Annotated in this window: 22 protein-coding genes and 1 other annotated feature; of the genes, 15 read left to right on the forward strand and 7 right to left on the reverse strand. The window is 47.0% G+C overall.

Features of this window, described 5'->3' with window-relative positions:
- Nucleotides 1-24: 24 nt before the first annotated feature.
- The 3 genes from DWB64_RS15435 to DWB64_RS15445 are packed head-to-tail and all read right to left on the reverse strand — an operon-like array spanning nt 25 to nt 4,350.
- On the reverse strand, nt 25-2,187 hold the full coding sequence (locus tag DWB64_RS15435) for a transglutaminase domain-containing protein (protein ID WP_129489149.1): 2,163 nt from the start codon (nt 2,185-2,187) through the stop codon (nt 25-27).
- Nucleotides 2,187-3,398, reverse strand: coding sequence for a DUF58 domain-containing protein (locus tag DWB64_RS15440; protein WP_129489150.1), 1,212 nt, complete (start codon nt 3,396-3,398; stop codon nt 2,187-2,189). Before DWB64_RS15440 ends, DWB64_RS15435 begins: the two co-directional genes overlap by 1 nt.
- A 4-nt stretch (nt 3,399-3,402) precedes the next feature.
- Nucleotides 3,403-4,350 (reverse strand): MoxR family ATPase, encoded by a 948-nt coding sequence (locus DWB64_RS15445; RefSeq protein WP_129489151.1) that lies wholly within the window; start codon nt 4,348-4,350, stop codon nt 3,403-3,405.
- 271 nt (nt 4,351-4,621) lie between these two features.
- Here DWB64_RS15445 and DWB64_RS15450 point away from each other — a divergent pair, with 271 nt between their 5' ends.
- The gene (locus tag DWB64_RS15450; protein WP_129489152.1) at nt 4,622-6,175 is read left to right on the forward strand and encodes a sensor domain-containing diguanylate cyclase; all 1,554 of its coding nucleotides are present in this window, start codon (nt 4,622-4,624) and stop codon (nt 6,173-6,175) included.
- Nucleotides 6,176-6,225: 50 nt separating this feature from the next.
- On the opposite strand, the gene DWB64_RS15455 is transcribed toward DWB64_RS15450, so the two are convergent.
- Together DWB64_RS15455 and DWB64_RS19305 are read right to left on the reverse strand one after the other, a co-directional pair.
- The gene (locus DWB64_RS15455; protein WP_129489153.1) at nt 6,226-8,445 is read right to left on the reverse strand and encodes a UvrD-helicase domain-containing protein; all 2,220 of its coding nucleotides are present in this window, start codon (nt 8,443-8,445) and stop codon (nt 6,226-6,228) included.
- Between the two features lie 187 nt (nt 8,446-8,632).
- Nucleotides 8,633-8,806, reverse strand: a complete 174-nt coding sequence (locus tag DWB64_RS19305) for a hypothetical protein (protein WP_164980441.1) — start codon at nt 8,804-8,806, stop codon at nt 8,633-8,635.
- Nucleotides 8,807-9,281: 475 nt separating this feature from the next.
- Between DWB64_RS19305 and sufC the strand changes: the two genes are divergently transcribed.
- From sufC to DWB64_RS15500, 9 genes are all read left to right on the forward strand, one after another.
- Nucleotides 9,282-10,028 (forward strand): Fe-S cluster assembly ATPase SufC, encoded by a 747-nt coding sequence (sufC, locus tag DWB64_RS15460; protein WP_129489154.1) that lies wholly within the window; start codon nt 9,282-9,284, stop codon nt 10,026-10,028.
- Nucleotides 10,028-11,431, forward strand: a complete 1,404-nt coding sequence (sufB, locus tag DWB64_RS15465) for a Fe-S cluster assembly protein SufB (protein ID WP_129489155.1) — start codon at nt 10,028-10,030, stop codon at nt 11,429-11,431. Before sufC ends, sufB begins: the two co-directional genes overlap by 1 nt.
- A 9-nt stretch (nt 11,432-11,440) precedes the next feature.
- The gene (locus DWB64_RS15470; RefSeq protein ID WP_129489156.1) at nt 11,441-12,571 is read left to right on the forward strand and encodes a SufD family Fe-S cluster assembly protein; all 1,131 of its coding nucleotides are present in this window, start codon (nt 11,441-11,443) and stop codon (nt 12,569-12,571) included.
- On the forward strand, nt 12,571-13,791 hold the full coding sequence (locus DWB64_RS15475) for an aminotransferase class V-fold PLP-dependent enzyme (RefSeq protein ID WP_129489157.1): 1,221 nt from the start codon (nt 12,571-12,573) through the stop codon (nt 13,789-13,791). Before DWB64_RS15470 ends, DWB64_RS15475 begins: the two co-directional genes overlap by 1 nt.
- Entirely contained in the window at nt 13,784-14,212 is a 429-nt protein-coding gene (gene sufU, locus DWB64_RS15480; RefSeq protein ID WP_129489158.1) for a Fe-S cluster assembly sulfur transfer protein SufU, read from the forward strand. Before DWB64_RS15475 ends, sufU begins: the two co-directional genes overlap by 8 nt.
- Before the next feature lie 121 nt (nt 14,213-14,333).
- Nucleotides 14,334-14,732 (forward strand): NUDIX domain-containing protein, encoded by a 399-nt coding sequence (locus DWB64_RS15485; RefSeq protein WP_164980442.1) that lies wholly within the window; start codon nt 14,334-14,336, stop codon nt 14,730-14,732.
- A gap of 10 nt (nt 14,733-14,742) precedes the next feature.
- Nucleotides 14,743-15,639 carry a cation diffusion facilitator family transporter gene (locus DWB64_RS15490; RefSeq protein WP_164980443.1) on the forward strand — a complete coding sequence of 299 codons (897 nt, stop codon included), beginning with the start codon at nt 14,743-14,745 and terminating at the stop codon, nt 15,637-15,639.
- 19 nt (nt 15,640-15,658) lie between these two features.
- Nucleotides 15,659-16,483, forward strand: a complete 825-nt coding sequence (locus DWB64_RS15495; protein ID WP_164980444.1) for a metallophosphoesterase — start codon at nt 15,659-15,661, stop codon at nt 16,481-16,483.
- A 232-nt stretch (nt 16,484-16,715) separates the two neighbouring features.
- Entirely contained in the window at nt 16,716-18,335 is a 1,620-nt protein-coding gene (locus DWB64_RS15500) for an ABC-F family ATP-binding cassette domain-containing protein (protein WP_129489162.1), read from the forward strand.
- A gap of 59 nt (nt 18,336-18,394) precedes the next feature.
- Here DWB64_RS15500 and DWB64_RS15505 read toward each other — a convergent pair whose 3' ends face one another.
- Nucleotides 18,395-18,637: a hypothetical protein gene (locus DWB64_RS15505; RefSeq protein WP_129489163.1), complete on the reverse strand. Its 243-nt coding sequence runs from the start codon at nt 18,635-18,637 to the stop codon at nt 18,395-18,397.
- 109 nt (nt 18,638-18,746) lie between these two features.
- Nucleotides 18,747-20,138 (reverse strand): MFS transporter, encoded by a 1,392-nt coding sequence (locus DWB64_RS15510; protein WP_129489164.1) that lies wholly within the window; start codon nt 20,136-20,138, stop codon nt 18,747-18,749.
- 155 nt (nt 20,139-20,293) lie between these two features.
- Between DWB64_RS15510 and DWB64_RS15515 the strand changes: the two genes are divergently transcribed.
- From DWB64_RS15515 to cysK, 5 genes are all read left to right on the forward strand, one after another.
- Nucleotides 20,294-20,689: an OsmC family protein gene (locus DWB64_RS15515; RefSeq protein ID WP_129489165.1), complete on the forward strand. Its 396-nt coding sequence runs from the start codon at nt 20,294-20,296 to the stop codon at nt 20,687-20,689.
- Between the two features lie 52 nt (nt 20,690-20,741).
- Nucleotides 20,742-20,985: a binding site (T-box leader), on the forward strand.
- A gap of 69 nt (nt 20,986-21,054) precedes the next feature.
- The gene (gene lysS / locus DWB64_RS15520; protein WP_129489166.1) at nt 21,055-22,620 is read left to right on the forward strand and encodes a lysine--tRNA ligase; all 1,566 of its coding nucleotides are present in this window, start codon (nt 21,055-21,057) and stop codon (nt 22,618-22,620) included.
- Nucleotides 22,621-22,664: 44 nt separating this feature from the next.
- Entirely contained in the window at nt 22,665-23,351 is a 687-nt protein-coding gene (locus DWB64_RS15525) for a hypothetical protein (protein WP_129489167.1), read from the forward strand.
- A 79-nt stretch (nt 23,352-23,430) separates the two neighbouring features.
- Nucleotides 23,431-23,865, forward strand: coding sequence for an Rrf2 family transcriptional regulator (locus DWB64_RS15530; RefSeq protein WP_129489168.1), 435 nt, complete (start codon nt 23,431-23,433; stop codon nt 23,863-23,865).
- Between the two features lie 93 nt (nt 23,866-23,958).
- Nucleotides 23,959-24,897 carry a cysteine synthase A gene (gene cysK, locus DWB64_RS15535; protein ID WP_129489169.1) on the forward strand — a complete coding sequence of 313 codons (939 nt, stop codon included), beginning with the start codon at nt 23,959-23,961 and terminating at the stop codon, nt 24,895-24,897.
- Nucleotides 24,898-25,071 lie beyond the last annotated feature (174 nt).

The following is a 25,071-nucleotide window of genomic DNA, read 5'->3' on the forward strand; positions in this document are numbered from 1 at the left end:
CTAAGCCGTCATAGCTTTTTTCAGTTAGACCATAAAGAACTCGATGATTGTCAGGCTTGTAAATCTCATTTTTCCTATCTGGAACTTGAGGAAGTACTTGGCACCTGAAAGGTAGCCTATGAAGTGGGTAAGTTCCTCCTCGGTGCCATCCATTTCGCCGTAGATGATTCTTTCATAGACCCGCACCAGTTTTTCGAGGGTGTATTCATGAATCGGCAACAGGCCGTTGTCCACACGATGCGCATACTCTCTTGGGGTTTCAGAATCTTTACGCTGAAACTCGAAGTGAGCGTAGTACATCTGTATGATTTTAAAGTAACAGATGATTTTTTCATTCACGGTCATTTTTCGTAGATGGTACTTGTGTCTATACAGTACGTAGAGCACCGCGCCGACGACAGACAGGAATGCCATAATCAAGATGGCGTTTGTGTATTCAGACTTCCAGACGAACTCTGGTGAAGACTCCTGCTCGTCAAGCAGTGCCAGCTCTTCCTCTATCTCTTCTTGTGTCTTTGCATCGACACTGTTGTCTGTATAGGTGTAGTTCCTACCCGGTGTCGGTTCTAGGAGTAGCCAGCCCACTTCAGGGAAATAGGCTTCGACCCATGTATGCGCATTGGAGTCATAGACCGTCTGATAACCGTCGTCTGTAAATTCCTCTCCTAGTGAGGGAGGCATGTCAAAATCGTCCATATTGACGGGTTCGATATAGTAACCCGTGGCGTATCTTGCTGGGATGTCGATGCTTCTAAGCATCAGAATCATCGCCGAGCTGAACTGCTGACAGAAACCTTCCTTACTCTCAAATAGGAAGAAGAGGATAGGGTCGGTGTCTTCAGTCACAGCCGGAGGAAGGTCGTTATAGGTGTAGTTCGCCCTAAGATAGGCTTCGATGGCGAGCGCCTTATTGTACTTTCCGTCGACATCCTTTGTTATCTGTTCCGCCAGCGACCTGATCCGATCAAGTTCTTCGGGAAGCGAGCTGTTTGCAGTGATCACCTCAATAGGAATCTGCCTATTGGCATATCTGTTTACAAAATCCCTGAAGGTGGCGTAGCCATACCTAGGTGAGATCGCATCAAAGGTGTACTCGTATGCTTCAGGTAGCTTCTCGTCGGTGAAGTAGGTATTTCGGATCCTATCATACCTGATGGCAAGATCGCCGCTGAAATTGGTCGAATGATTGCCATAGGCGCTTGAGAAGAGCACGTTGGTCTTAATGGCATCCAGCTTTATGCCGACTTCCTCGAGGACATAATAGTCCTTGAAGCTGAGGGGATCGATATAGATGCTGTCGGTGATGTTGGCAAGAGCCCCAGAAACAGCTTGCGAATCCTTGAGCCAGATGCCGTTTGAATAGATTTCGAACGTATCCGCCTTCAAATAGCTGAGAAACTCATGTTTGATCCTGAGTACGGGAATATTGTTGTGCTCGAATGTCGGTTGAATTTCGAAGGTCTCTCTGATGAACTGATCGATACCTTCCCTTCCGCCCATGTGCACAGGTCCTGAGTTTACGCCGCCCCCCGCTCCCTTACCCGTTTTTACAAAGGGAGAAGGATTGATCGAATAGCCGAACTGAGCGAACTGCACGATGATGACAGCGAAGATGACCACTGTCGTGACGATCGGCATGAAGGGCTTTGTATAGGATATTCTCGTTTTGTAAAAATGGTAGAAGTAGTTTCCTATCGATGCCAGCGCCACAAGGTAGAATCCATAGCCGGCAAGCTTTGAATCCAGCGAATACGATAAGAAACCGATCACTGAGAAGCCTACGATAAAACCGACGAGGTATCCAAAATGGATGTTTTTGGTGTAAAACAGGCCATGCAGGACCATGCTGATTAAAAATGCTATAAGTACGATAATTACGGTCTCGTGCAAGCCGCTGATGGTGATGGTAGGTTCTACAACCGAGATGACATAGACACTTAAAAAGTCTTTGACAGAATCGACAATGCCACCCAATCGTTCTTGCCTGTGCATGAGATATGCGGCAAAAGCGATACTCGCCATCATCAGCGTGAAGCTGACTGCGAAAACCTGTTTTGTTTTGAACATGAACCTTTCTACGACATAGGTACCGCTTGCGAGCAGCACGATGGCGTAAAGGGGTGTAGCGTATCCGAGCATTCCGGAGATCATCAGTGTGAGCCCGAGTGTGAACATCCACAATAACATCAGACCACCTCCAATCTGCAAAGATCGTCTTCGAAGATAGGGTGATAGACATGGACGCCCGCGTCTAAAAGTTCATAAAGCTGATGCTTGTCGATTGGGTCCTTCATGGATTCGAGTATGCGCTTTGGCAGTTGGCTGATCATCACGTTGACCTCGTAACCGTCGCGTGAACATTTTCGCAAGGTATCTGTCAGTTCACTGGTCAGGGTGGATGTGAACAGCACGATCATAGCCTTATTGGCATGATCTCCTGTTTCAGTTCGTATCGACCTTAGGGTTTTTTCATTGACGTTTTCAAAAGTCATATTGGCGAGCACATCGAAAAAGAGGCCGAACTCGTTTGGTGTGGCGCCTTTGATGTGCTTGTCCTGACTTTGGTGCCAATACATATCGGTTGCAATGCTGTTGTCTAAAAAGTGTTTTGAAAGTGCGACGGCACTTTCGATGATATGGTCCTGGATGACGATGTTCAGGGCGCTGTCAAGGCTCATGAGATGGTTGTTGACAAAGAGCTTGACGTGATGATTGACATTGCCTTCATAGTCCTTGGTCATCCACTCGTCTTTTTTAGCGCTCAGTTTCCAATGGATCTTGCTGAGGGAATCACCCGAAACATAAGGTCGAACTTCAGAAAAATTGCTTTTATCAAGTTTGTCGAAGCTCAGGACGCTCTCACTCGATTCGCTGATGGACTGCTTGATGCTTGATCGTTTGAACTCGTGTATCTTCGGATATACGGTGATGTGATGTGTTTCTATACTCTTGAAGTTCCTTTCGAACAATCCGAAAAAGCCCCTTATGTTCACACTGTCCAGCCCGATGTGGTAGGTTCCGCGATACCTGCATTCCAGTGTCTGAAAAATACTGTCTCCTTTGAAGGGATAGAGTATTCTCGGTTCCTTATCGAAGGTGTTGCCCTTGAAAAGAAGGTCGCTCCCCGTATAATTGACGGTTAGCGGCACATAAAGAAGCGGGGTGATGTTCGCAAGCTCTATGGAATAATGGATGGCTTCACCCTTGTTGACCTTTTTCTTGTCTATGTCATGCGATAACCTAAAACTCGACGCTGTGATAATGACCATCAAACCTTCGGCGATAGGCAGCAGCACCACCATGTAAAAAAGCATGGTCGAGATGAATCCTGCTCGATAATAGGCTAAAGCGAACGTCAGGACAAGACTTGCAAGGTATGCGAGTCTGTTTTTAGTCATAAGATCACCCCTGAACGACTACGGTGTCAAGAATATCCTGAAGTATCATTTCTGGTGTCAGGTTTTCATATTTCGCTTCTGATTTAGGCACGATGCGGTGGGAACAGACGGAAATGAAGATCTGCTTCACGTCGTCCGGTGTGACAAAATCCCTACCCTGATAATAGGCCCAGGCCCTTGCCATTTTTGAAATATATAGTGTCGCCCTAGGACTAAGACCCAGTGCTATGTCATTGTGTGAACGCGTTTTGGAGACTAGATTGACAATATAGTCTTTCACCCTACGCTTAACCTTGACCTCTAGGATTTCCTGCTGGAGCCCTAGAATCGCTTTTAGGTCGGTGATGGCTTCTAACGTATCAAGCGGGTTTTCTGTAGCGAATCTTTCGATGATCTTCACCTCTTCCTCCGGTGAAGGGTATCCTATTTTGATCTTTATCAAAAACCTGTCAAGCTGTGCCTCTGGAAGCGGATAGGTGCCAAGATACTCCACAGGATTCTGTGTCGCGATGACGAAAAATGGTTTTGGAAGCGTATGTACTTGGCCGTCCACAGTGATTCTTTTTTCTTCCATCGCTTCAAGAAGACCCGCCTGTGTTTTAGGAGGCGTACGGTTGATTTCGTCGGCAAGGAAGACATTCGTCATAATCGCGCCTGGCTTGAATTCAAACCGTTGCTCTTTGGGATTGTACATCGAAAACCCGGTGATGTCTGACGGCATGACATCCGGCGTACAGGAAATCCTATTGTTTAAACCGCCGATCGTCTTTGAAAGAGCGATGGCAAGTGTGGTCTTCCCTGTTCCAGGCACGTCCTCGATAAGCACATGCCCATCACAAGCTAGTGCCAGACATAAAAGCTCTATCGGTTCACGTTTTCCAACCATGACCTTTGCGATATTGTCGGTCATGTCATGCAATAATGTTCTTTTGGTAAATTGAATTTCACTCATAAATTGCCCCCCTTATAATTGTGTTATACCCATCATAACATTAAATTTTTAGAAAATTCAAAATTGGACAAAAACGTCAATTTCTCATCGTATTCGATTACGACTTTGTAATAGGTGTGGTAAAAAAAAACAGCATTTTTAAGTGGGAATATGGACTTTTTTCATTTGAGTTGCTGAAAAGGATGATTTCTTAGGTAACTTAAGATACAATATTGTGTATCACGGCACGGTTAGGGTATCAGATTAACATAAGCCAAGGGGGGGTGACGGTATGCGCGAGGCAATCAGATATTTGATAAGCAGATGGTTTATCTGGGGAATAGGGATAGTGCTGATCGTCGTCCTGTCCTTGTCGATCATGATAACAAGACAAGCAAATCTTAGCTTGGACGAGGTGACCAACAACATCGTGGATGACGCCAGTGAACTTGTACTCATCCATGTGGAGGATTACGTTGAGCCGCTTTCTCTTTTTGACACGCTCATGATGGAGCTTTGGGATCCGACGATGGAGTTTGAAGAGCAGTCCATCGCTATAGAATCCATCGCCAGGCAGATTGTGAAACATTATCCTCAGATCGCAAGTGTGCAGATAGGTGACGAGTTTGGTGATTTTGTGATGTATCGCCAATTTGAAAATGGTGGGACACACACTAAATTCGTAAAAGCGAACGCACCTGAACCCCAAACGATCTGGCGTTATTTTGATGGAGATGAACTGGACTATATCACTTCGGAACCGGGAACGGACTACGATCCAAGAGTGAGACCCTGGTACATCGGGGCAAAAGCCAACAAGAGCCTTTACTTTACAGAACCTTATGTGTTTTTCACCGAACAGGTGCTTGGAATCACTGCGGCAAGTCCCATTTATGCGGACGGTGAGCTTTGGGGGGTATACAGCTTTGATATCCGCTTGCAGGACATGGTGGATTTTTTAGATTCGCTCGACCTGACCGCAAACGGCGAGGCCTTTATCGTCACCGAGAACAGAGATATCATCTCAAGTGCCTCGATCCCTTATTTTGAACTGGATCCTGTCACAAACACAAGGAAGATGCAAACCGAATACTGGAACTCCATTGAGAACGGAGTCATCGACGTCTTGCATCATGTGGAAGTGGGTGGCGAGGACCATCTGGTCATGTACAGAAAGGTCAGTACGGGTTTTAATAAGAACTGGCTTGTCGGTGTGATCATCAATACTTCCAACTTCAATTCAAAATTCAAGATCAACATCCAGTTTACAGGAGTTATCAGCATCCTGATCCTAATCCTTTCTGCGATGATGTTCTATTATAAGTTTAAAGAAAACAAAGTCAGGACGGAACTGATCAACATGGCCAAGTACGACCAGTTGACAACGCTCATGAACCGCCACTCCTTTGAAGAGGTGTTCAAACTGCTGGTTGAGAATTTTAGAAGCAGAGAGCAGCCGTTTTCAATTATTCTAGGCGATGTGGACTACTTTAAAAAGATTAATGACAATTTCGGACACAGCGTGGGCGATGAGATCCTTTCGGAACTGTCCAACCAGATCAAATTGAACTTAAGAAAGTCCGATTACGCCTGCAGGTGGGGCGGTGAGGAGTTCCTGATCGTCTTGTCCAACACGGACCACGAGTACGCGTGTATCGTCGCAGACAAGCTTAGAAAAGAGATTGAAGCCTTTCAGTTCAAGACCTCTGTCGGCGTCATCCATAATACCATCAGTTTTGGACTTGCGACCTATGATCGGGAGTATACCATGCTCGAACTGATCAACATCGCTGATGAAAAGCTCTATCAGGCAAAAGATGAGGGCAGAAACAGAATCAAGTGCTAAGGGTAAAAAAGCTGCCGCATTCGGGATAATCCCATATGCGGCAGCTTTTGTCATTTAAAGTAAAAGTCGAGTAGCGGCGTTGGACTACCCCCGCTGATCAGGTGCAGTTCGTGAAGTGCTCTTGAGGCTGCGATGTAGAGGTACTGGCGATCGCGTTCGCTGTTGTAGACCTCTTTGTCGGCATCCGCGATGATCACTGCGTCAAACTCCATCCCTTTGGCAAAGTAGACAGGACAGACGATCAGGCCATCGGGTAAGGTGAGCGTATCTTCTCTGATCAGGTGGGGATCCAAAGATTTCAGTTCATTTTGGAAGAGATACTGGGCCCTTTCCATGGTTTTTGTGATGATTGCGACGGTCCTATGACCTTCATCGAAGCAGGTCTGGATCAGATTTTTGATTGAATTCTCATCCCTCTTATGATGAAGTAGGGGTTTCTTTCCTTCTCTTTCGATGCGTCCCAAGGCGGCCGTGTCGCTGAAAAGACCAAGACATAAGTCGCTGATGCCGCTTGCGTTTCTGTATGCCGTTGTCAGTCTCATATGGAGCGCATCGTCAAATCCGAGCATCCGCTGGGCTCTCCTATGGTGCGAATCGTCCTTTTCTTCATTGAGGGACTGATGCACATCGCCAAGAATGGTGAAGTTGGCCTTTGGATACAAGCGTCTGAATAGAGCATAGTCAGTCGCATGGTAGTCTTGTGACTCATCGATGACCACATGTTTTATCGAGGTCATTTCATCCGAATCACCTATCAGAAGGCTGATATAAGCGAGGATGACATGGTCCGTTCTTGTGACAATGCCCCGGTCTAGCGCCTGCAGCGTGCTTTGGCACAGGTCTCTGATGACCTCATGGTCCGTGCCGCCTACATGATCAGTCCAGTAATCCGCGTCTTCAAGCAGGGCCCTATAGACGTCTATGGCGGTGAAGGAGACCATTTGTGAAAGTGTACGGCTCAGATTGCTGAAGGTCTTATATCTTTCGAGCCTGACGACGGCCCGGTGGTCGAAAGGATGGTCGCCTGCCATTAGGATGTCGAAGGTCAATTGTTTGGTCAGCGCTTTCACATGCTGTCTTGTTTTGCTTTTGATTTGCTCGGACTGCCGTTCCATACGAAGCTTGATAGAACGGTTTCTTGTCGTGTCGGTCAGTGCGTTTTTTATACTTTTAGCGGTTGCCAGTCGGATGTCTCCATAAAACACATCCGAATATTCTATGTGGTCGTTCGTGTAGGTCTCTACAAATTTTGTGAGCAAGGTCGGCATCCACTCGCTCTGCTTTAGCTTATCCATCCGCAGGGGACGGTGATCCAGGTTAAGCAGCGAGGGTTCTAGCAAACTCGAAGGATGCTCTGTTTTGTACGAACAGGGGCAGACGGTGTCAAGGATGCCCATAAGCGTATCGGTGCGTACCTGCTCTTCGCCTAGCTCTGGTATGACATGGCTGATATAATCCGAAAACACGTCGTTGGGTGAGACGATAAGCACATTTTGGGCGCTTAAGCTGTTCTTGATGCCGTGGTACATGAGATAGGCTATCCTGTGGAGCGCGACCACCGTCTTACCGCTGCCTGCGATGCCGTCTACAAAGAGGGCGGGTGACTTTCTCTCACGAATGATTTTGTTCTGCTCAGATTGGATGGTTTCGACGATCTGTCTCATGGGACCGGCCGTTCGTTCTGAAAGTGCCGCAACGAGCCGTTCGTCAGCGATATGGGCTTTGGTGTCATAGGCATGCTTAAGCACGCTGTTTTGTATGTCGAACTGTCTTTTTAACCTCACATCTCCGAAGATGTAACCGTCGGGTGCCTTATAACGGACTTGACCGATCTCGTAATCGTAAAACACACTGGCGATGGGCGTACGCCAATCGTAGATGTAGATGTCGAGTGTCTGATCGTCCATAAAATTGCCATAGCCGATATAGAGGTCCTCGTAATCGGATTCGCCGTTTTCCTTGTAGTCGATTCGGGCGAAATAGGGCTTATCCAGTAGCCTAGTGTACCTTTTCACATGCTTTCTCGCACTTTCGAGCTGCTCTAGCACCTGTTTTTCGACCACCAGGTTCTGACTGAACTCAGTCGCCTGTAAAAAATCACCTGGTGCCGATCCCAGCTGGTCCCAAAGATACTCGTTGGCATCCTTTAGGTTTGCCTGGGACTGGGCCAGGATCTGGCCGGACCTTGAGATAGCATCCCTCAGTCTTTGCTTTGTCAATTCGAGGTGCTGGCTTTCGTATTCCTGTATCTTCTTATTGATAAGCGACACTCCTCTCCGCAGTTTTGCTGAAGTTATAGGGTTTCATTGTATCAAGACTAAAACTTGGATAACAGTCTTTTTTTTTATGGTTGAAATGTGATATAATGTATATGGGAAAAGAGAGGAAAGAGCCTCATAAAAAACGGTAGCCGCGGCTACCGTTTTATTTTTTTTGTTCAACCTACAATCATCGGGTTCACTTCTCTTTGATCAAGTGGTCATGGTCGTCAAACATCCACGTTTCATGTTCCGCTTTTCTAATTTTGGATTCGACCATGGCAAGAAACTCTTTTTGCTGCTGCGTCAGTTCCTTTTTCTCATTCTTTTCTTCTTTTTTTTCAGTGATCAATTTCACTTCTTGTTTATCCATAAAGTCTCCTCCTTTTTATATGTATACCCATTTTGGAGGAAGAGTAAATCAATTTTTAAAACCACACTAAGAAATACTTATTGCAACGCTTTTATCACGTGAAACTTGTCTTTTTATACAGCAAGCACTTTTCATCTGAACATGCATTTTAAGGCGCTTCGCTTGAAAGGCAAGAAGACCCTTTTTAAGTAATCGTAGTTTTGCCTTATCTTTTAAGAGAAGCGTCTTAAAGAGGAAGATATGGTCATTGGGATGGTTTGAACAACCGTTTTTTGGATTTAATAATAAAAGCGTTGCAAGTCGACCCCCTTAGTGTGGTTTTAAAAATAGATTCTCCCTACAAACGAACTTGATTTCAAATGTTAGATAACTATTTATATGATATCGATTCTCATTATTGACAAAGGGCGAAATTAGCTTTAAGATAAAAGCAAGGTTAATTCCGACAATATTACTAGGGATTATGGAGGAGCGTATGTCTAAACAAATCATGGCCATCAGTGGCCTTAAATCAGAAGTAGAAAACAAAGAAATTCTAAAAGGGATCGATTTGACGATCAATGCGGGTGAGATTCATGTGATCATGGGTCCTAACGGTGCGGGTAAATCGACACTCGCCAATGTCCTCATGGGACATCCGGCCTATCAGGTAACAGGTGGAGAGGTCGTTTTCAGCGGCAAAAACCTGCTTGAGATGAAAGTGGACGAAAGAGCCAGACAGGGTCTTTTCATGTCCTTCCAGTATCCAGAAGAGGTACCTGGAGTGACGGTGGTGAACTTTTTAAGAACCGCGAAAGCCCAAGTGACTGGCGAGATGCCCTCACTTTTTGAACTCAATTCGGATATTCATGACAACCTTGAGGACCTGAACATGAGTGACGCCTATCTGACGCGCTACCTGAACCAGGGCTTCTCGGGCGGTGAGAAGAAGAAAAACGAAATACTCCAGATGGCGGTCCTCGAACCCAAGCTTGCGATTTTAGACGAAACGGATTCGGGGCTTGATGTGGACGCTATCAAAGACGTCTATGAGAAGATACAGAAGCTTTCCAGCGACAAGAACGCGATCGTGGTGATCACCCATTACAATAAGATACTCAATTATATCAAGCCTGATTTTGTTCATATCCTGGTGGATGGAAAAATCGTGAAGAGCGGCGACCTGTCGCTTGCAGACACCATTGAAAATGAAGGGTACGACGTATTCAAAGGAGCAAACTAATGGCCAATAAGACCTATGTTTCAGATATCGACCGTGGTGTCTATGACATCATAAACAAGGAAGACCACCGGTTCATCGCGGATAGGGGACTTACTGAAGAAATCATCAGGGAGATCTCCAGAGAGAAGGATGAGCCCGAATGGATGCTCAAGTTCAGACTGAAATCACTCGAAATCTATAAGCAAAAACCCGTCCCTACATGGGGAGCCGACTTGTCGGACCTAGATGTGGAGAATATCGTGCACTATGTGAAACCCAATACAGAAATGGCCAGAACCTGGGATGACGTGCCAGAGGACATCAAGGAGACATTTGAAAGACTCGGTATTCCACAAGCAGAAAGAGAGTCCCTTGCGGGTGTAGGCGCCCAGTACGATTCAGAGGTCGTCTACCATTCGATACAAGAAGAGCTCACAGCCCAAGGCGTCGTGTACACGGATATGGATACGGCTGTAAAGGAATACGAATCGATCGTCAAGAAGTACTTCATGACCCTGATCACCAATAGGGACCATAAGTTTTCGGCCCTTCACGGAGCGGTCTGGTCGGGCGGGTCCTTTGTCTATGTGCCAAAGGGCGTGAAGGTTGAAAAACCCCTTCAGTCCTATTTCAGACTCAATGCCAAGGGCGCCGGTCAGTTTGAGCATACGCTGATCGTAGTCGAAGAAGGCGCCGAGCTCCACTTCATCGAAGGGTGTTCTGCGCCAAAATACGGCGTGCAGAACCTTCATGCGGGAGCTGTGGAGCTGTTTGTGAAAGATGATGCCAAACTAAGGTATTCAACAATAGAGAACTGGTCTAGAAACATGTACAACCTCAACACCAAACGATGCGCTGTCGACAAGAACGGCAGAATCGAGTGGGTGTCGGGTTCGTTCGGGTCGAGGGTGTCGATGCTTTATCCCATGAGCATCCTGCGCGGTGAAGGAGCTTCAAGCGAGTTTACAGGAATCACCTTCGCTTCTAGCGGACAGTACCTCGACACAGGTACGAAGGTGGTGCATGCCGCGCCCAACACCACCTCGATCATCAATTCGAAATCCATCTCGAAAAACGGCGGACATGCCTTTTACAGGGGGCTTTTAAAGGTGACACCTGGCGCCTACAATGTGAAATCGACGGTCAACTGCGAGTCGCTCATGCTTGACAGCGAGTCAAGGTCCGATACACTCCCGATCATCGAAGTGATGAACGATAAAGTGGATATCGGCCACGAAGCCAAAATCGGGCGGATCAGCGACGACACCATCTTCTACCTCATGAGCAGAGGCATACCTGAAGGGGAAGCCAAAGCCATGATCGTACGGGGATTCGTAGAACCGATAACAAAAGAACTACCGCTAGAATATGCAGTTGAACTCAACAACCTGATAGGACTTGAGCTCGAAGGCACAATTGGTTAGGAGGCCCGTATGTCTTATTTAGAACATCAAACAAGGACGTTTGAGACGTTGGAACGTCCCTTATGGAAAAGAATAGAGCTACCCGAGGCCGTTTTTCCTGAAACAATAGGAACCTTTGAGGCGAAGATGAAGATAGAGGAGGGCGACAGAGGTGTGTTCGACCTAAGGTCCAGCCTTTCACATGACGCCCTTGAAAAAAGCGCGATTGACATGGAGACGCTAGAAACCTATCTTGCGATCGACCAAGGCCACAAGGAAGGGCTCGGACCAAAGTTTACAAGCTATGTGAACGGATTTTCAAATCAGGGGCTCTTGATACACTCTGGCGCGAAATCGCCTGTCAGATTGACGGTGTCCCATCACCTGAGCAAGGAGCAACCGCTTCTTTTGGATCATTACCTTATCGTAGCCGAAGAAGGCGCGAAAGTGGAGCTTGTGCTGGATTACACATCAGATGCTGAAGCGGTCTATCAGCACTATGGAAACCTGAAAATCATCGCCAAGAACAGATCGGAAGTTCGTGTGACAAAAATACAAAGGATTAACAGCCAGAGCCTCAGTTTTGATCAGGTGGTGACCGAGGTCGGTGAAGCCGCCGCAGTCACAGTCAATGACATTCAACTTGGAGCCGATGTAAAAGCGATTGCCAACATACAGACGATCAGCGGCATGCGGGGTGATGCGAATACACATTCCCTATACTACGGACAAGAAGACTCGAAGTCGGACCTATCCTATACGATGAAGCATCTGGGCAAAAAAACGACATCGACCATCCTATCCAAAGGCGCGCTTCAAAAAAACAGCCACAAGGTCTTTAGAGGCAATCTGATCTTTGAAAAGGGAGCCACCGGTTCTGTCGGAAAAGAAGAGGAGTTTGTCATGCTTTTGAATGAGAAACTGAAATCGGATTCGATACCCGGACTCTTCTGTAAAGAAGATGATGTGATCGGCGAACATGCCGCCAGTGTCGGACAGGTGGATGTGAACAAGCTCTTTTACCTGATGAGCAGGGGATTTTCGGAGTTTGAGGCCAAAAGGCTGATGATCAGGTCCGCCTATGAGGAAGTGCTTGTAAAAATGCAAATCGGTGAAGCGGGCGAGATCGTCTCTGATGAAATCAATTTGAGGATATCGTGATGAGTGACTTTGGAAAAGCCGTAAGGGAGCAGTTCGACAGCTTGTCTGACGCATCGCTTGTCTATCTCGACAGCGCCGCGACAACACTCAAGCCTAGATTTGTCATTGACGCCGTGGCAAAGTACTACGCCTTTGAAAACGGAAGCCCCAACAGGGGGGCGCACAGGCTAAGCGTCAAGTCGACACAGCTGTACAAGCAGTCCAAATCCGCAGTCAAAGACTTCCTGTCGGCGGGACCGGATTACGAGGTGGTCTATACGAGAAATGCGACGGAATGTCTGAACCTGATCGCAGAGAGCCTTCCTGTAGGAACGCTAAAAGAAGGGGATGAGGTTCTGATTTCAATCACATCCCATCATAGCAACATACTGCCCTGGCAAAGGCTCTGCAGACGATACGGTGCCAAGCTTGTTTATCTGTACACCGACGAGAACGGACAGATTCCTGCTGAGGAACTGAAAAAGATATCCGAGAGGACAAAAGTAGTCAGCGTTCCCTTTGTCTCAAACGGAAACGGCGCGATCCACCCTGTGAAAAAGATCGTGGAGCTGGCAAAAGCATTTGACGCGATAACTGTTGTGGACGCTGCGCAGGCGGTGGGCCATATGCCAGTGGATCTTAAGACACTTGACTGCGACCTGCTCGTTTTTTCGGGGCACAAGCTTTACGCGTCTCAGGGAATCGGAGTACTGGTGGGCAAAAGGGAAAGGCTAGAGGTCTTCGAACCCTACACCCTAGGCGGCGACATGATCGAATACGTCACCGAGCAAGAGGCGACTTTCGCACCCGTGCCTGAAAAATTCGAATCAGGCACCCAGAACGTCGCAGGTGCTGTCGGACTCATGTCGGCCATCGAGTGGCTTACGAGCGCCGGATATGGCGAGTTGCTCCATAAGGAGCGCAAACTTACGGACTATCTGTATGAAAGTCTCAAAGCAAGACCCGATATCGAAGTGTATGGACCCATTGACTCAAGGGAGCGGGGCGCGCTTGTCTCCTTCAATATAAAGGGCGTCCATCCCCACGATGTGGCCACCATACTGGATGATCAAGGGGTGGCGATCAGAGCGGGACACCACTGCTGTCAGCCCCTGATGAGCCACACAGGGACCCATGCGACTTGCAGGGCAAGTCTTGGCGTCTACAACTCGATGGAGGACATCGATAGGCTGATAAAAGCCATCGACAAGGTACAGGAGGTGTTTAGGACATATGCTTGATACGATCTATACGGAGCTGATTCTCAGCCATAATCAAAGTGGACACAACAAAGGTGAGCTCGTAAAACCGGACTTCGCACAAAGGGGGCACAATCCCAATTGCGGAGATGACCTGACGCTTATGGTGAACACCAGGGACGGGTTTGTGTCCGAAGCAAAGTTTGTGGGTCTTGGCTGTGCGATCAGTACTGCTAGCATCTCGATCATGATCGACCTTGTGAAGGGAAAGTCAGTTGAAGAAGCGAGACTGCTTGCTACGACTTACTTCAGGATGATCAGAGGAGAAGAAATCACCAGGGATGACAAAAAACTGCTCAAGGACGCGGGAGTATTCGAGACCTTAAAGGACATGCCCGCAAGAGTCAAATGCGGCACCTTGGGATGGCACTGCCTAAGCGTCATACTGGATAAAATCGAGTGAGCATGAAAACGTCACAACAAATTGAGGAAATCTCCTCAATTAACTGTGGCGTTTTTGGTATTTTTTGAATTATTGCCTGCATTATCGGATATAATAGAGAAAAAGAACAGGGGTGGGCGCAGTGAAGAATCGGTATCGAATCGCAGTGAGAGGTATTGTGGAAGTCGAAGGCAAGTTTTTAATTCTTAAACGCACGAAACCGGCTCGTGGTGAAAGGGATTTTTGGGAACTGCCGGGTGGCGGACAGGATTTTGGAGAATCGCCACAGGAAGCGCTTATCAGGGAACTTGACGAAGAAACAGGATTGTCGGTCATCGTGGGACAACCTGTATGCGTCTGGCACCATCTAAGGCCTGATAACGTACAGATCATAGGAATGACCTTCAAATGTAAGGCGATGTCCTCTGAAATCAGACTTTCTGAGGAACATAGCGAGTATGCCTGGGTGACAAAGGATGAACTCGCCTCTTATAAGGTGTTTCCTGAACTCATCACCGAAATGGAAGCGGTCATCATTTAAGGAGCGGCCTATGGACCATCACGACCATCATCATCATGGAACCAATCGAATAGGCATCACCATCGCGCTCAACCTTATCATCACTGTGGCGCAAGTGGTTGGAGGGCTGGTGTCCGGATCGCTTTCCTTGCTGTCGGATGCCGCCCATAATTTTAGCGATGTGATCGCGCTTGTTGTAAGCTACATCGGCGGTGTGATTTCTGTAAAACCGTCGACGGATGCGAAAACATTCGGTTATAAACGGGCTGAAATCATCGCCGCGCTGACCAATGTGGTAAGTGTCATGTTCATCGGGGTCACAATCCTTGTTGAAGCCGTCAAAAGAGTCGGTGATCCTGTCAAAGTGAACAGTTCTGTCGTCATTTGGCTTGCGGCGCTGAGCATCGTGATGAACGGACTATCCGTCTTGATCATTCAGAAGCCTTCCAAAAACAACCTGAACATACGATCGGCATATCTGCATCTGTTTACGGATATGCTTACTTCTGTCGCGGTCATGGCTTCTGGTATCGCAATGGCCTTATGGCAATGGTACTGGCTGGATACGGTGCTTTCGGTAGCAATTTCTGTGTATCTGATCGCAACAAGCTTTAAACTGCTCTCAGCCACGCTTTCCATCCTGATGCTGTTCGCGCCAAGCCAGTATGACCCGGACAAGCTTATGAAGCTTATCGGAGCGGTGGATGAAGTGTTGGATGTGCATCATGTGCACGCCTGGCAGTTGACCGACACCCAGTTCCATTTTGAAGGACACGTTGTGATCCGAGAGGACCTGTGTTTGTCTGAAACCGTGGAGCTGAGAAAAAGGATCAAGGATCTGATAAGGAAGCAAGGCTTTAGCCATGTCACGCTGGAGCTTGAATATGAACGCTGCGTAGATGGGGACTGTACTAAGGAAAACGACTAGGTGGCATGTGAGGTGGATGATGTTGAACTGGATAGAGCATTTGCTAGCGATTCTTTTTTTGCTGGGAACGGCATGTGTCATGTACGGGTATTTTCTCGAACCCCATTTAATTGAAGTCACCCATCATAAGGTCGGGCATGCTTCTATTAAAAGCGGTGCCATAAGAATCGTTCAACTGACGGATATCCACTTGGGTGATTTTATGTCACTGAAGCGGTTTGACCATATCATCGACCATGTGAACGCCCTAGAAGCGGATATAGTCCTCTTGACAGGAGACTTGCTCGATAATGCGAAAACAAACCAAAAAATGGACAAGGTGCCGGAGTCGCTCTTGCGGCTCAGCGAAGGTGCCCTAAAGTTTGCGGTTTTCGGCAATCATGAATACGAGTTCGGCGGTGAGAGCAATTACCGAAAAATCCTTGAAGAATCGGGATTCAGGCTGCTGGTGAACGAAACGACAACGGTAGTGCTGAACAGCCAGACACTGCAGATCAGCGGTGCCGACTGCGCGATCTTCGGAGAACGGGATTATACCTTTATGGACGGAATCGATCCAGCCCTCTTCCATGTGTTCATGTTGCATCAGCCAGATCCGATCGACCACTACCTTTTGGTGCCCATCGACCTTACCCTATCGGGGCACACCCATAGCGGGCAGATCCGACTTCCGATTCTAGGAACCCCCATCTTGCCTGAGCTAGGTAAGAAGTACATCGACGGATGGTATAGGCATACGGAAAGAATGAGTCAGTACGTAAGTAGAGGAATAGGAATGACGATGCTGCCCTTTCGCTTTCAGAGCAGGCCTGAAATCGCCGTGTTCGATATAGGGGTTGAGTAAACAATTTCTAAATTTTTAGAAATATATCCTAGACAAATCTGTTTCTTGTTATATAATGTAACGCGTATGTGCTATTTTTGATGATTGATGATTGATGATTGATTGTTGAAAAAATGAGAACTAGAGGATTGGATGATTAGAAGATTAGCAAAATATCTTTTTGCTGATCTTCTAATCCGCTAATCTTCTACAACAAAAAAGGAGGATATCGCTCAGGCGATAAAATAAGACTATGTTACAAGTGACTGAACTGGGTCTTCGTTTCGGAGACAAAAAGCTTTTTGAAGAAGTAAACTTAAAATTCACCAAAGGAAACTGTTATGGCGTTATCGGTGCCAACGGTGCCGGTAAATCGACGTTTCTAAAAATCATTTCTGGTGAGATTGAACCCAATACCGGTAATGTGAGCATCACACCTGGCGAAAGATTGGCCGTGCTCAAGCAGGACCACTTCGAATACGACGAATATCCTGTAGTGCAGACGGTGATCATGGGTCATGCAAGACTTTATGAGATCATGCAGGAAAAAGACGCCTTATACATGAAAGAAGATTTCACAGAAGAGGATGGCCACAAAGCGGCTGACCTGGAAGGTGAATTTGCAGAGATGGACGGCTGGGATGCCGAAATGAATGCGGAGAAACTTCTTAACGGCCTTAACGTGCCAAAAGAATACTTCTCGAGTCAGATGGCGGATCTTCCAGGAGACGTAAAAGTCAAAGTGCTGCTTGCCCAGGCCTTATTCGGCAATCCGGACATCCTTTTACTCGATGAGCCGACAAACCACTTGGACTTCAGAGCGATCAACTGGTTGGAAGAATTCCTGATCAACTACGAAAACACTGTAATCGTAGTATCGCATGACCGTCACTTCTTAAACAACGTTTGTACACACATGGTGGATATCGACTTCGGCAAGATCAAGATGTTCGTCGGTAACTACGATTTCTGGTATGAGTCAAGCCAGCTGATGCTTAAGCTCATGAAAGACCAAAACAAGAAAGCCTCTGAAAAGATTAAAGAGCTTCAAAGCTTTATCGCCCGATTCAGTTCAAACGCATCCAAGGCGAAACAGGCGACAAGCCGTAAGAAAATGCTTGATAAGATTAAAATCGAAGACCTGCAGCCGTCGACACGTCGCTATCCTTTTGTCGGATTTACTCCAGATCGTGAAGCGGGTAAGGATATCCTTCAGGTAAGCGGACTCACTAAAACAATCGATGGCGTGAAAGTGCTAGACGATGTTTCGTTTATGCTCAACAAAGGCGACAAGGTCGTCATGTTAAGCAGAAACCCGCTAGTGGTCACAACGCTATTTAAGATTCTGATGGGCGAGATCGAACCGGATGAAGGAACATTCAAATGGGGTGTCACAACGACTCAGGGTTACCTGCCACGCGACTACAACGAGTATTTCGAAGGCAACGACGACAACCTGATCAACTGGTTGAGACAATATTCAGTGGAGAACGACGAATCGTTCATCCGCGGTTTCCTAGGTAAAATGCTCTTTTCTGGCGAAGAACCGCTAAAAAGCGCTTCGGTGCTTTCAGGTGGTGAAAAAGTACGTTGCATGTTCTCAAAGCTGATGCTTTCTGCTGCGAACGTGCTGCTTCTTGATGACCCTACAAATCACTTGGATCTGGAATCGATCCAGGCGGTGAATGACGGACTTGTCGCATTTAAAGGCACGATGCTCTTTACTTCACATGACCATACCTTCATCGAGTCTATCGCAAACCGTGTGATCGAAATTACGCCAAACGGAATTGTCGATAAGGTCACTGACTTTGACGTGTTCCTTGAAAATGACGAATTACAAGCGGATATCGCCAAGATGTACGCAAAATAGAAAGATAAATAAGAAGCGGGTAGACATGGAAATCATGTCTACCCGCTTTTAGCTTGTGGTCAGTAATATACATCCCTTTTGTTCATCATCCGCACCATCTGGTTCCTTAAAAAGTAAAATAACGCCCAGAGGGGGAACAAGGAACCGAAGTACAAGACCTGGGTATCGCTTGGATACACGTAACGGCTATGGGTGAACACGTAGACCAGTATCAGAATCGGCATGATCTTTGAAGAAGCCAGATGGAATACGTTTTTAAGAAGTCTTAGTTGAGCTGTCGAAATCATATGTTTATTGGACATGGTAACCGCCTTTTTGGTATGGACTAGATACAGTATACACACCTAATCTTAAATTATTCTTAAATTCATAAAAAAAAGAGGATGGATTCATGTTCCAACCTCGATGATGTCAAGTAAGCTGCTTGTGAATGGCATCCATGGCTTTTCGGTTTAGGTGATAATGGCTGTAGCTGACGTATGCCGCACCGAAGGAAAAGAGGCTGCCTATGCCGAGTATGAGTCCTAGGCTTGTGAGTGTGAACGCCTTTTGTGCGGCAAGAGCCGTGTCGAATCCCACCCAGTCGAGAACGATGCCGATGAATAGGATCGCAAAGGATTGGCTGAGCTTGTAAGTCAAAGTGAGCGTGCCGTAATAGACGCCTTCCTGCCTTTGCCCTGTGACAAGGGCATGGGCGTCCACAGTATCTGCGACCATGGCCTGAGGCAACATGGCGAGTCCACCGGTACCCGTTCCGCCAAGCAAGATGAAGGGTAAGAGAATCCAAAGATTTTCTGCCGTGAGTCCCCTTAAGAATACACATCCGATAAAATACAGACTAGAGATAATCGACATCATTAGGCCTAGTCGGATCGCCTTAGCCTTGTCCATGCTTTTGTTGAGCCACAGCCAGAAAGGCTGACTCACCACCGCCATGAGCAGTTGGGATCCGGCGATCAGTGCGATCTGCATATTGCCCATCTTGAAGGTGTAGGTATAGACGTGAAGTCCTATCGTGCTTAAGAGGGCGCTCGAAAGGTTTGTGAACAGATAACCGAGAACGACCGCCCTAAAATCGCCATGGGCGAAGGCCTTCGCGAGTGAGGTGAAGAAGTCCTTGAGTCCTGAGTTGTGGTTGTGGACGATTCTTTTTTTAAGCTCAGGAATCATATGGCTAGTCGACTTTAAGACCACGAACATCGAAACAGCCATGAGTGCGGTTGTAAACACGCTCATGTACCTGTATCCCGATGGATTGAGCTGCCCTATAGGGTACTCTGGGGTCGCCTTGAAGAAAAGCAGCATATTCACAGCTGTTGCGACAAAAATTCCAAGCAGGAAGAAGGACATCTTCACGGACTGTACTTTTGCCCTTTTGATGTGGTCGTCTGTGATTTCAGCTCCAAGTGCCGTATAGGGGGTGATGTAGACCGTCATACCCGTTTTAATCAAAAGAAGTGCGATGATCATTCCACCGACTTGCATCCAATGCGGGATGCTGGCGTGCAGGTTCCACAGGATCAGATTGGTGATGAGCACCGAAAATCCCCCGATCCACAGGTAAAGATGCCTTCTGCCGTATTTTTTATTTTTTGTATTATCCGAAATATATCCCATGATAGGGTCGGATAAGGCATCCCAGATGACGCCTGTTCCGACCATCGCACCGATCACTGTTCCTGAAAGACCAAGCACCGCAGTCGCATAGAACACGAAATAGGTCGCGATGATCTGAAAGATGATGCCGTATCCGAAATTTCCGAATCCATATCCGTAGATGTGCCTATTGCTAAGATTAATCATAAATACCTCGTCTCTAGCGGTTCATTACACCTATAATACAGCATATGTGCGGCTAAAGCCATAAATGCAACTATTTCTTAATCTATTTTTAAACCTTTCCATACTCGAAAGATTAAGTTATGATAAGAGTAATATGACAATACTGGAGGTTCATTATGGCTATACTTAAAATCAATACGACATTCACACCCGATTTTGTCGGAGAACTGGTTACATCGCGTGCGGTTGCTCCAATCGGCGCTGGTGAGGGAAGACTATCACCTTATGACATGCTTTTAGGAGCCTTGTCATCCTGTCTATATGCTACATTTTTAGGCATCGCTGAGAAGAAGCGAATCGCTTTCGAGTCGATCGACATAGAGGTCACCGCTGAGAAGCGTACAGAAGTCCCTACGACGCTCAAGTGGTGCAAAGTCGTCTTTAAGATCAAGAACGCTCAAAAGCAAAAAGGATTGGTTCAGGCAGGTGAGCTTGCAGCAGAATACTGCTCGATCTATCAGACGCTCGCGCATGTCGCAGAGATGTCCTTAGAAGTTGAATTTATCGATTAGACAGTTTATGACTTGACATCCTGTTTTGTTTGGGTATAATGTTTCTAAACTGAAAACGACGTTGAAGAGAAGAGTAGTTCGCTGATTTTGTATTTAGAGAGTGCCGGGAGCTGAAAAGGCATGACAGAGCAGTGTATGAAAAAAGCCTTGGAGTCATGTGAGGAATCTGTAGTTTAAGAGGATGCCACATCGGATGCCACCGTTATAGGGCTAGGGTATGACCAGTACCCGATAAGGTATATGCTTATGCGTATATAAACTGAGGTGGTACCGCGACTTTAACTCTCGCCCTCAAATCAAATGATTTGAGAGCGGGAGTTTTTATATTTTTTGGTCGAATCCGGCCGAAGGAAAGGATGTAGATTATGCATTGGGCACAGAAGGCTGCACAGAAACTAGTTGAGGCGCACCCGAACAGGGAGACATTTGTCTGCGCGTCGGGAATCAGTCCCTCGGGATCGGTTCACATCGGAAACTTTAGAGAGATCGTCACGACCTATTTTGTGGTCAGGGCGCTTCAGGAGATGGGAAAAAAAACGCGCTTCATCTTCTCGTGGGATGACTTCGACCGCTTCAGAAAGGTGCCCAAGGGCATAGACAGCAGCTATGAGCAGTATATCGGAATGCCCTACTCCGCCATACCGGACCCCCACGGATGCTGCGCATCCTACGCACAGCACTATGAGAGGGAGTTCGAAAGCACGCTTAAGGACTTTGGAGTGGAGGTCGAGTTCCTCTATCAGACCCAGCAATACAAAAGCGGAAGGTACCGCGAGGGAATCCACAGGGCCCTTGTTAGGAGAATGGAGATCTACGATATCATCATGGGCTTCAAAACACAGGAAGCCTCAAACGAGCAGCGGATCAACTACTATCCGATCAATCTGTATTGCCATAATTGCCAAAAGGATGATACGACGGTGACCGCTTACGATGAGGGCGCCAGGGTCGTCTATTACAGGTGTGCTTGCGGGCATCAAGGGGAACAGTCGGTCAGGACCGCTGAAAACATCAAGTTGATCTGGAAGGCGGACTGGCCCATGAGATGGTCCGAAGAAGAGGTGGTATTCGAACCGGGAGGAAGCGACCATTCTGCCGAGGGTGGCAGCTTTGCCGTGTCAACCGTGGTTGCAAGGGAGATCTTCGACTACCAGGCTCCCCAGTATATCGCCTATGAGTTTATCGGTATCAAAGGAGCGGGCGGGAAAATGTCGAGTTCTTCAGGGAACACATTGACTCCTAGGGACCTGATGGATGTCTATGCGCCAGAGGTGCTGCTGTATATCTTTTCTAAATATCTGCCCCAGGCAGGGTTTAAAATTGGTATGGATGAGGATGTGATCAAACACCATACAGAGTTTGAACGCTTGTACGGCAAGTACACAAGCGGTGAGCTGGACCGCGAGGACCTTAAGTTTGTCATGCATCTGTCCGTATTGAAGGATACTCCCGACAGGTTCGCTCCGTTCGGTCAAATCGCGAATGTTCTTCCTCTTGTCGCCTATGACGATGAAGTCTGTCGCGGATTACTTGGTTCTCAGATGGACGGGGTCTGTGGACAGGCTTATGGGGATACCTGCAGTCGGGTGACCAAATGGATCGCTTCTTGGTCTCCTGAACGTGAAACACGTGTAAATAGGGCTGTGAACCGCGCTTATTATGTTACAATTGATGAGAAGGTTAAAAACAGTGTGAAAGATATGTTAAAATTGATCAGTGCCCAAAGTTCGGGCGATGACTGGATGCAGGCTGTTTACGACCTTACCAGAAGTGACGACAAGAAAATCACTAAAAGAAGGCAGAACGAAATGTTCGAAACACTTTACCACCTGCTCATCAGCAGAAATACCGGTCCTAGGCTGCCGCTTCTGGTTCAGATCATAGGACCGGAAAAGGCCTTCGACCTTGTCAGCGGATGTATCAGGAATTAGATCCGAACGTATGCTTGATTGTAATAGATAAATGGGGGAAAAGCATGCAAACAGAAGAAATGAAGCAAGTGTACAGGAATATAAGATTGATTGCCACGATGCTGATGCTGTGGGTACTCAGCAACGGCTATCATCTATTTCATTATTTGGGATATAAGACTAAATGGTACTGGATCGGTTATTTTATCACACCGATTCTGTTCACGGTTTTGGTTTGGTGGGTCATCCTAAAACAAAGAAAATCGATTCGCGACCTTGAAATTGAACCGATGGGTTGGCCAAAGAAGAAGTGGTATCTGATGGTCTGCTACGGTTTGCTTTTCGTCGGCGTAGCTTTCATCAGCAACTGGGGCTGGGAATATCTGAATCATATCGAGTACCGTTATGACTTGATTTTGGATATCGAGCTATGGGGTGATCGTTTCGGTCAGCCTAAAGGATTGCTTTTGATGAGCGTCTTTTACCTCTCTTATTTCACAAAAGCATATCTGGCCATTCTGATCGGATATTACGCGTACCATTGGGTGGTCCCTTACGGGGTCAATAAGGCCAAGGTCGTCATGGTGCTGACGTGGCTTATCACGCTTGGGATCTCAGAAACCATCTATTATGGAACCAAATGGGGTTTTATCACGTTTATCAGTCTCGTCATCGGTGCCATACTGACTTTAATTAATGAAAAGTATGCCCACTATGTATGGTTATATGTCGTTCTTTCCTTTGTTTTTTAAAAAAAGTTAAGCTGGTCTTGACAAAGTAATTCTTTGATGATAGATTATACTTAATTCCGATGGGGAAAGTGGTGATAAAATGAAAGTATCCTCTAAAGCACGATATGGCCTTAAAGCCCTTTTAGATCTGGCGGTTCATGCCAAGGTCGAACATGTGGCACTCAAGTCCATCGCCGAAAGGCAGAACATCTCTGACAGGTACCTTGAACAAGTGTTTTCGTTAATGAAAAAGTCAGGGTTTGTGAAAAGTGTGAAGGGTCCTCAAGGCGGATACAGTCTTGCTTGTGATCCTAAGACCACCTCAGCCTATGACATTATCATGGCGCTAGAGGGAGAAGAGGTCTTCAGAGAGAACTACGACAAAAAGGACGCCGCTGAGTCGGTGATCAACCAGATGGTATGGCAACCGCTTGATATTCAGGTTGAAGAGACCTTGAAGGCGATCACGCTTGAAAGCATGGTCAGATCCTATGAAGAGACATTGACACCATCAGAGTATATGTTTTTTATTTAAAGAGCAAATATGGGGTACCAATAGGTATCCCATCTTAAGAAGTCAATACCCATTAAAACGATAGGTTAAGTAGTTTATAAAGGAGGCCACACCATGGCAAAAATCGCAAAATCACTTACAGAGCTAATCGGAAATACACCCTTGCTTGAGTTTTCAAGGTACAATCAATCAGAAGGTGTCGAAGCGACGATCATCGGCAAACTCGAATTCTTCAATCCGCTTGGAAGTGTCAAAGACAGAATAGGAAACGCCATGATCGAAGCCGCAATCGAACAGGGGCTGCTTGAAGAGGATACCGTCATCATCGAATCCACCAGTGGAAACACGGGAATCGCCCTAGCCTTTGCCGCGGCGGCCAAGGGATTCAAGATCATTCTGACCATGCCTGATACGATGAGTGTGGAGCGTAGAAACCTCTTGAAGGCGCTGGGAGCACAAATTGAGCTGACGCCAGGAGCAAAGGGGATGAAAGGCGCCATAGAGCGCGCCCAGGAACTTGCCAAGGAGTACCCTAAGGCCTTCATACCGGGCCAGTTTGAAAATGTCGCCAATCCTGATATCCACAAGGTCACAACGGCAAAAGAAATCCTAAGAGACACCGACGGCGAGGTGGATATCTTCGTAGCGGGCGTCGGCACCGGCGGTACCCTATCAGGTGTCGGTGAAGTGCTTAAAAAGCATAATCCGAATATCAAGATCATCGCTGTGGAGCCGACTGATTCACCTGTTATTTCGGGTGGATCTCCTGGTCCCCACAAGATTCAGGGCATCGGCGCAGGTTTCATACCTAAAAACCTGAATACGGAGATTATCGACGAAATAGTCACCGTGAAAAATGAACAGGCCTTTGAGACAGCGAGAAAACTCGCCGCCACAGAAGGAACGCTTGTCGGCATCTCGTCGGGCGCCAACCTTTATGCGGCGACACAAGTCGCAAAGCGTCCTGAAAACAAGGGAAAGAAAATCGTCGTCATCATCGCAGATACCGGCGAGAGATACCTTTCTACCACCTTGTTCGATACAGAAGATTAAGAAATAAGAAATAAGAAATATGAAAAGGACGCATTCACTTGCGTCCTTGAGACTGTTGACAAAGTCCACGAAAGTGGTCTTTGTCTTTTTTTGTACCTAAACCTCGCGTAGTAGCGCACCCTTGTGGTCGCCCTCTCTTATAACGATGTGTTCAAAGAGACGCGCATAAGAGGC

The organism is Fusibacter sp. A1 (genome assembly GCF_004125825.1).
Lineage (GTDB): Bacteria > Bacillota > Clostridia > Peptostreptococcales > Acidaminobacteraceae > QQWI01.

Excerpts from the sequence above, each read along its gene's own strand:
- DWB64_RS15435 (WP_129489149.1), bottom strand. The coding sequence starts at position 2,187 with ATGTTATTGTGGATGTTCACACTCGGGCTCACACTGATGATCTCCGGA.
- DWB64_RS15440 (WP_129489150.1), bottom strand. The coding sequence starts at position 3,398 with ATGACTAAAAACAGACTCGCATACCTTGCAAGTCTTGTCCTGACGTTC.
- DWB64_RS15445 (WP_129489151.1), bottom strand. The coding sequence starts at position 4,350 with ATGAGTGAAATTCAATTTACCAAAAGAACATTATTGCATGACATGACC.
- DWB64_RS15450 (WP_129489152.1), top strand. The coding sequence starts at position 4,622 with ATGCGCGAGGCAATCAGATATTTGATAAGCAGATGGTTTATCTGGGGA.
- DWB64_RS19305 (WP_164980441.1), bottom strand. The coding sequence starts at position 8,806 with ATGGATAAACAAGAAGTGAAATTGATCACTGAAAAAAAAGAAGAAAAG.
- sufC (WP_129489154.1), top strand. The coding sequence starts at position 9,282 with ATGTCTAAACAAATCATGGCCATCAGTGGCCTTAAATCAGAAGTAGAA.
- sufB (WP_129489155.1), top strand. The coding sequence starts at position 10,028 with ATGGCCAATAAGACCTATGTTTCAGATATCGACCGTGGTGTCTATGAC.
- DWB64_RS15470 (WP_129489156.1), top strand. The coding sequence starts at position 11,441 with ATGTCTTATTTAGAACATCAAACAAGGACGTTTGAGACGTTGGAACGT.
- DWB64_RS15475 (WP_129489157.1), top strand. The coding sequence starts at position 12,571 with ATGAGTGACTTTGGAAAAGCCGTAAGGGAGCAGTTCGACAGCTTGTCT.
- sufU (WP_129489158.1), top strand. The coding sequence starts at position 13,784 with ATGCTTGATACGATCTATACGGAGCTGATTCTCAGCCATAATCAAAGT.
- DWB64_RS15490 (WP_164980443.1), top strand. The coding sequence starts at position 14,743 with ATGGACCATCACGACCATCATCATCATGGAACCAATCGAATAGGCATC.
- DWB64_RS15495 (WP_164980444.1), top strand. The coding sequence starts at position 15,659 with ATGTTGAACTGGATAGAGCATTTGCTAGCGATTCTTTTTTTGCTGGGA.
- DWB64_RS15500 (WP_129489162.1), top strand. The coding sequence starts at position 16,716 with ATGTTACAAGTGACTGAACTGGGTCTTCGTTTCGGAGACAAAAAGCTT.
- DWB64_RS15505 (WP_129489163.1), bottom strand. The coding sequence starts at position 18,637 with ATGTCCAATAAACATATGATTTCGACAGCTCAACTAAGACTTCTTAAA.
- DWB64_RS15510 (WP_129489164.1), bottom strand. The coding sequence starts at position 20,138 with ATGATTAATCTTAGCAATAGGCACATCTACGGATATGGATTCGGAAAT.
- DWB64_RS15515 (WP_129489165.1), top strand. The coding sequence starts at position 20,294 with ATGGCTATACTTAAAATCAATACGACATTCACACCCGATTTTGTCGGA.
- lysS (WP_129489166.1), top strand. The coding sequence starts at position 21,055 with ATGCATTGGGCACAGAAGGCTGCACAGAAACTAGTTGAGGCGCACCCG.
- DWB64_RS15525 (WP_129489167.1), top strand. The coding sequence starts at position 22,665 with ATGCAAACAGAAGAAATGAAGCAAGTGTACAGGAATATAAGATTGATT.
- DWB64_RS15530 (WP_129489168.1), top strand. The coding sequence starts at position 23,431 with ATGAAAGTATCCTCTAAAGCACGATATGGCCTTAAAGCCCTTTTAGAT.
- cysK (WP_129489169.1), top strand. The coding sequence starts at position 23,959 with ATGGCAAAAATCGCAAAATCACTTACAGAGCTAATCGGAAATACACCC.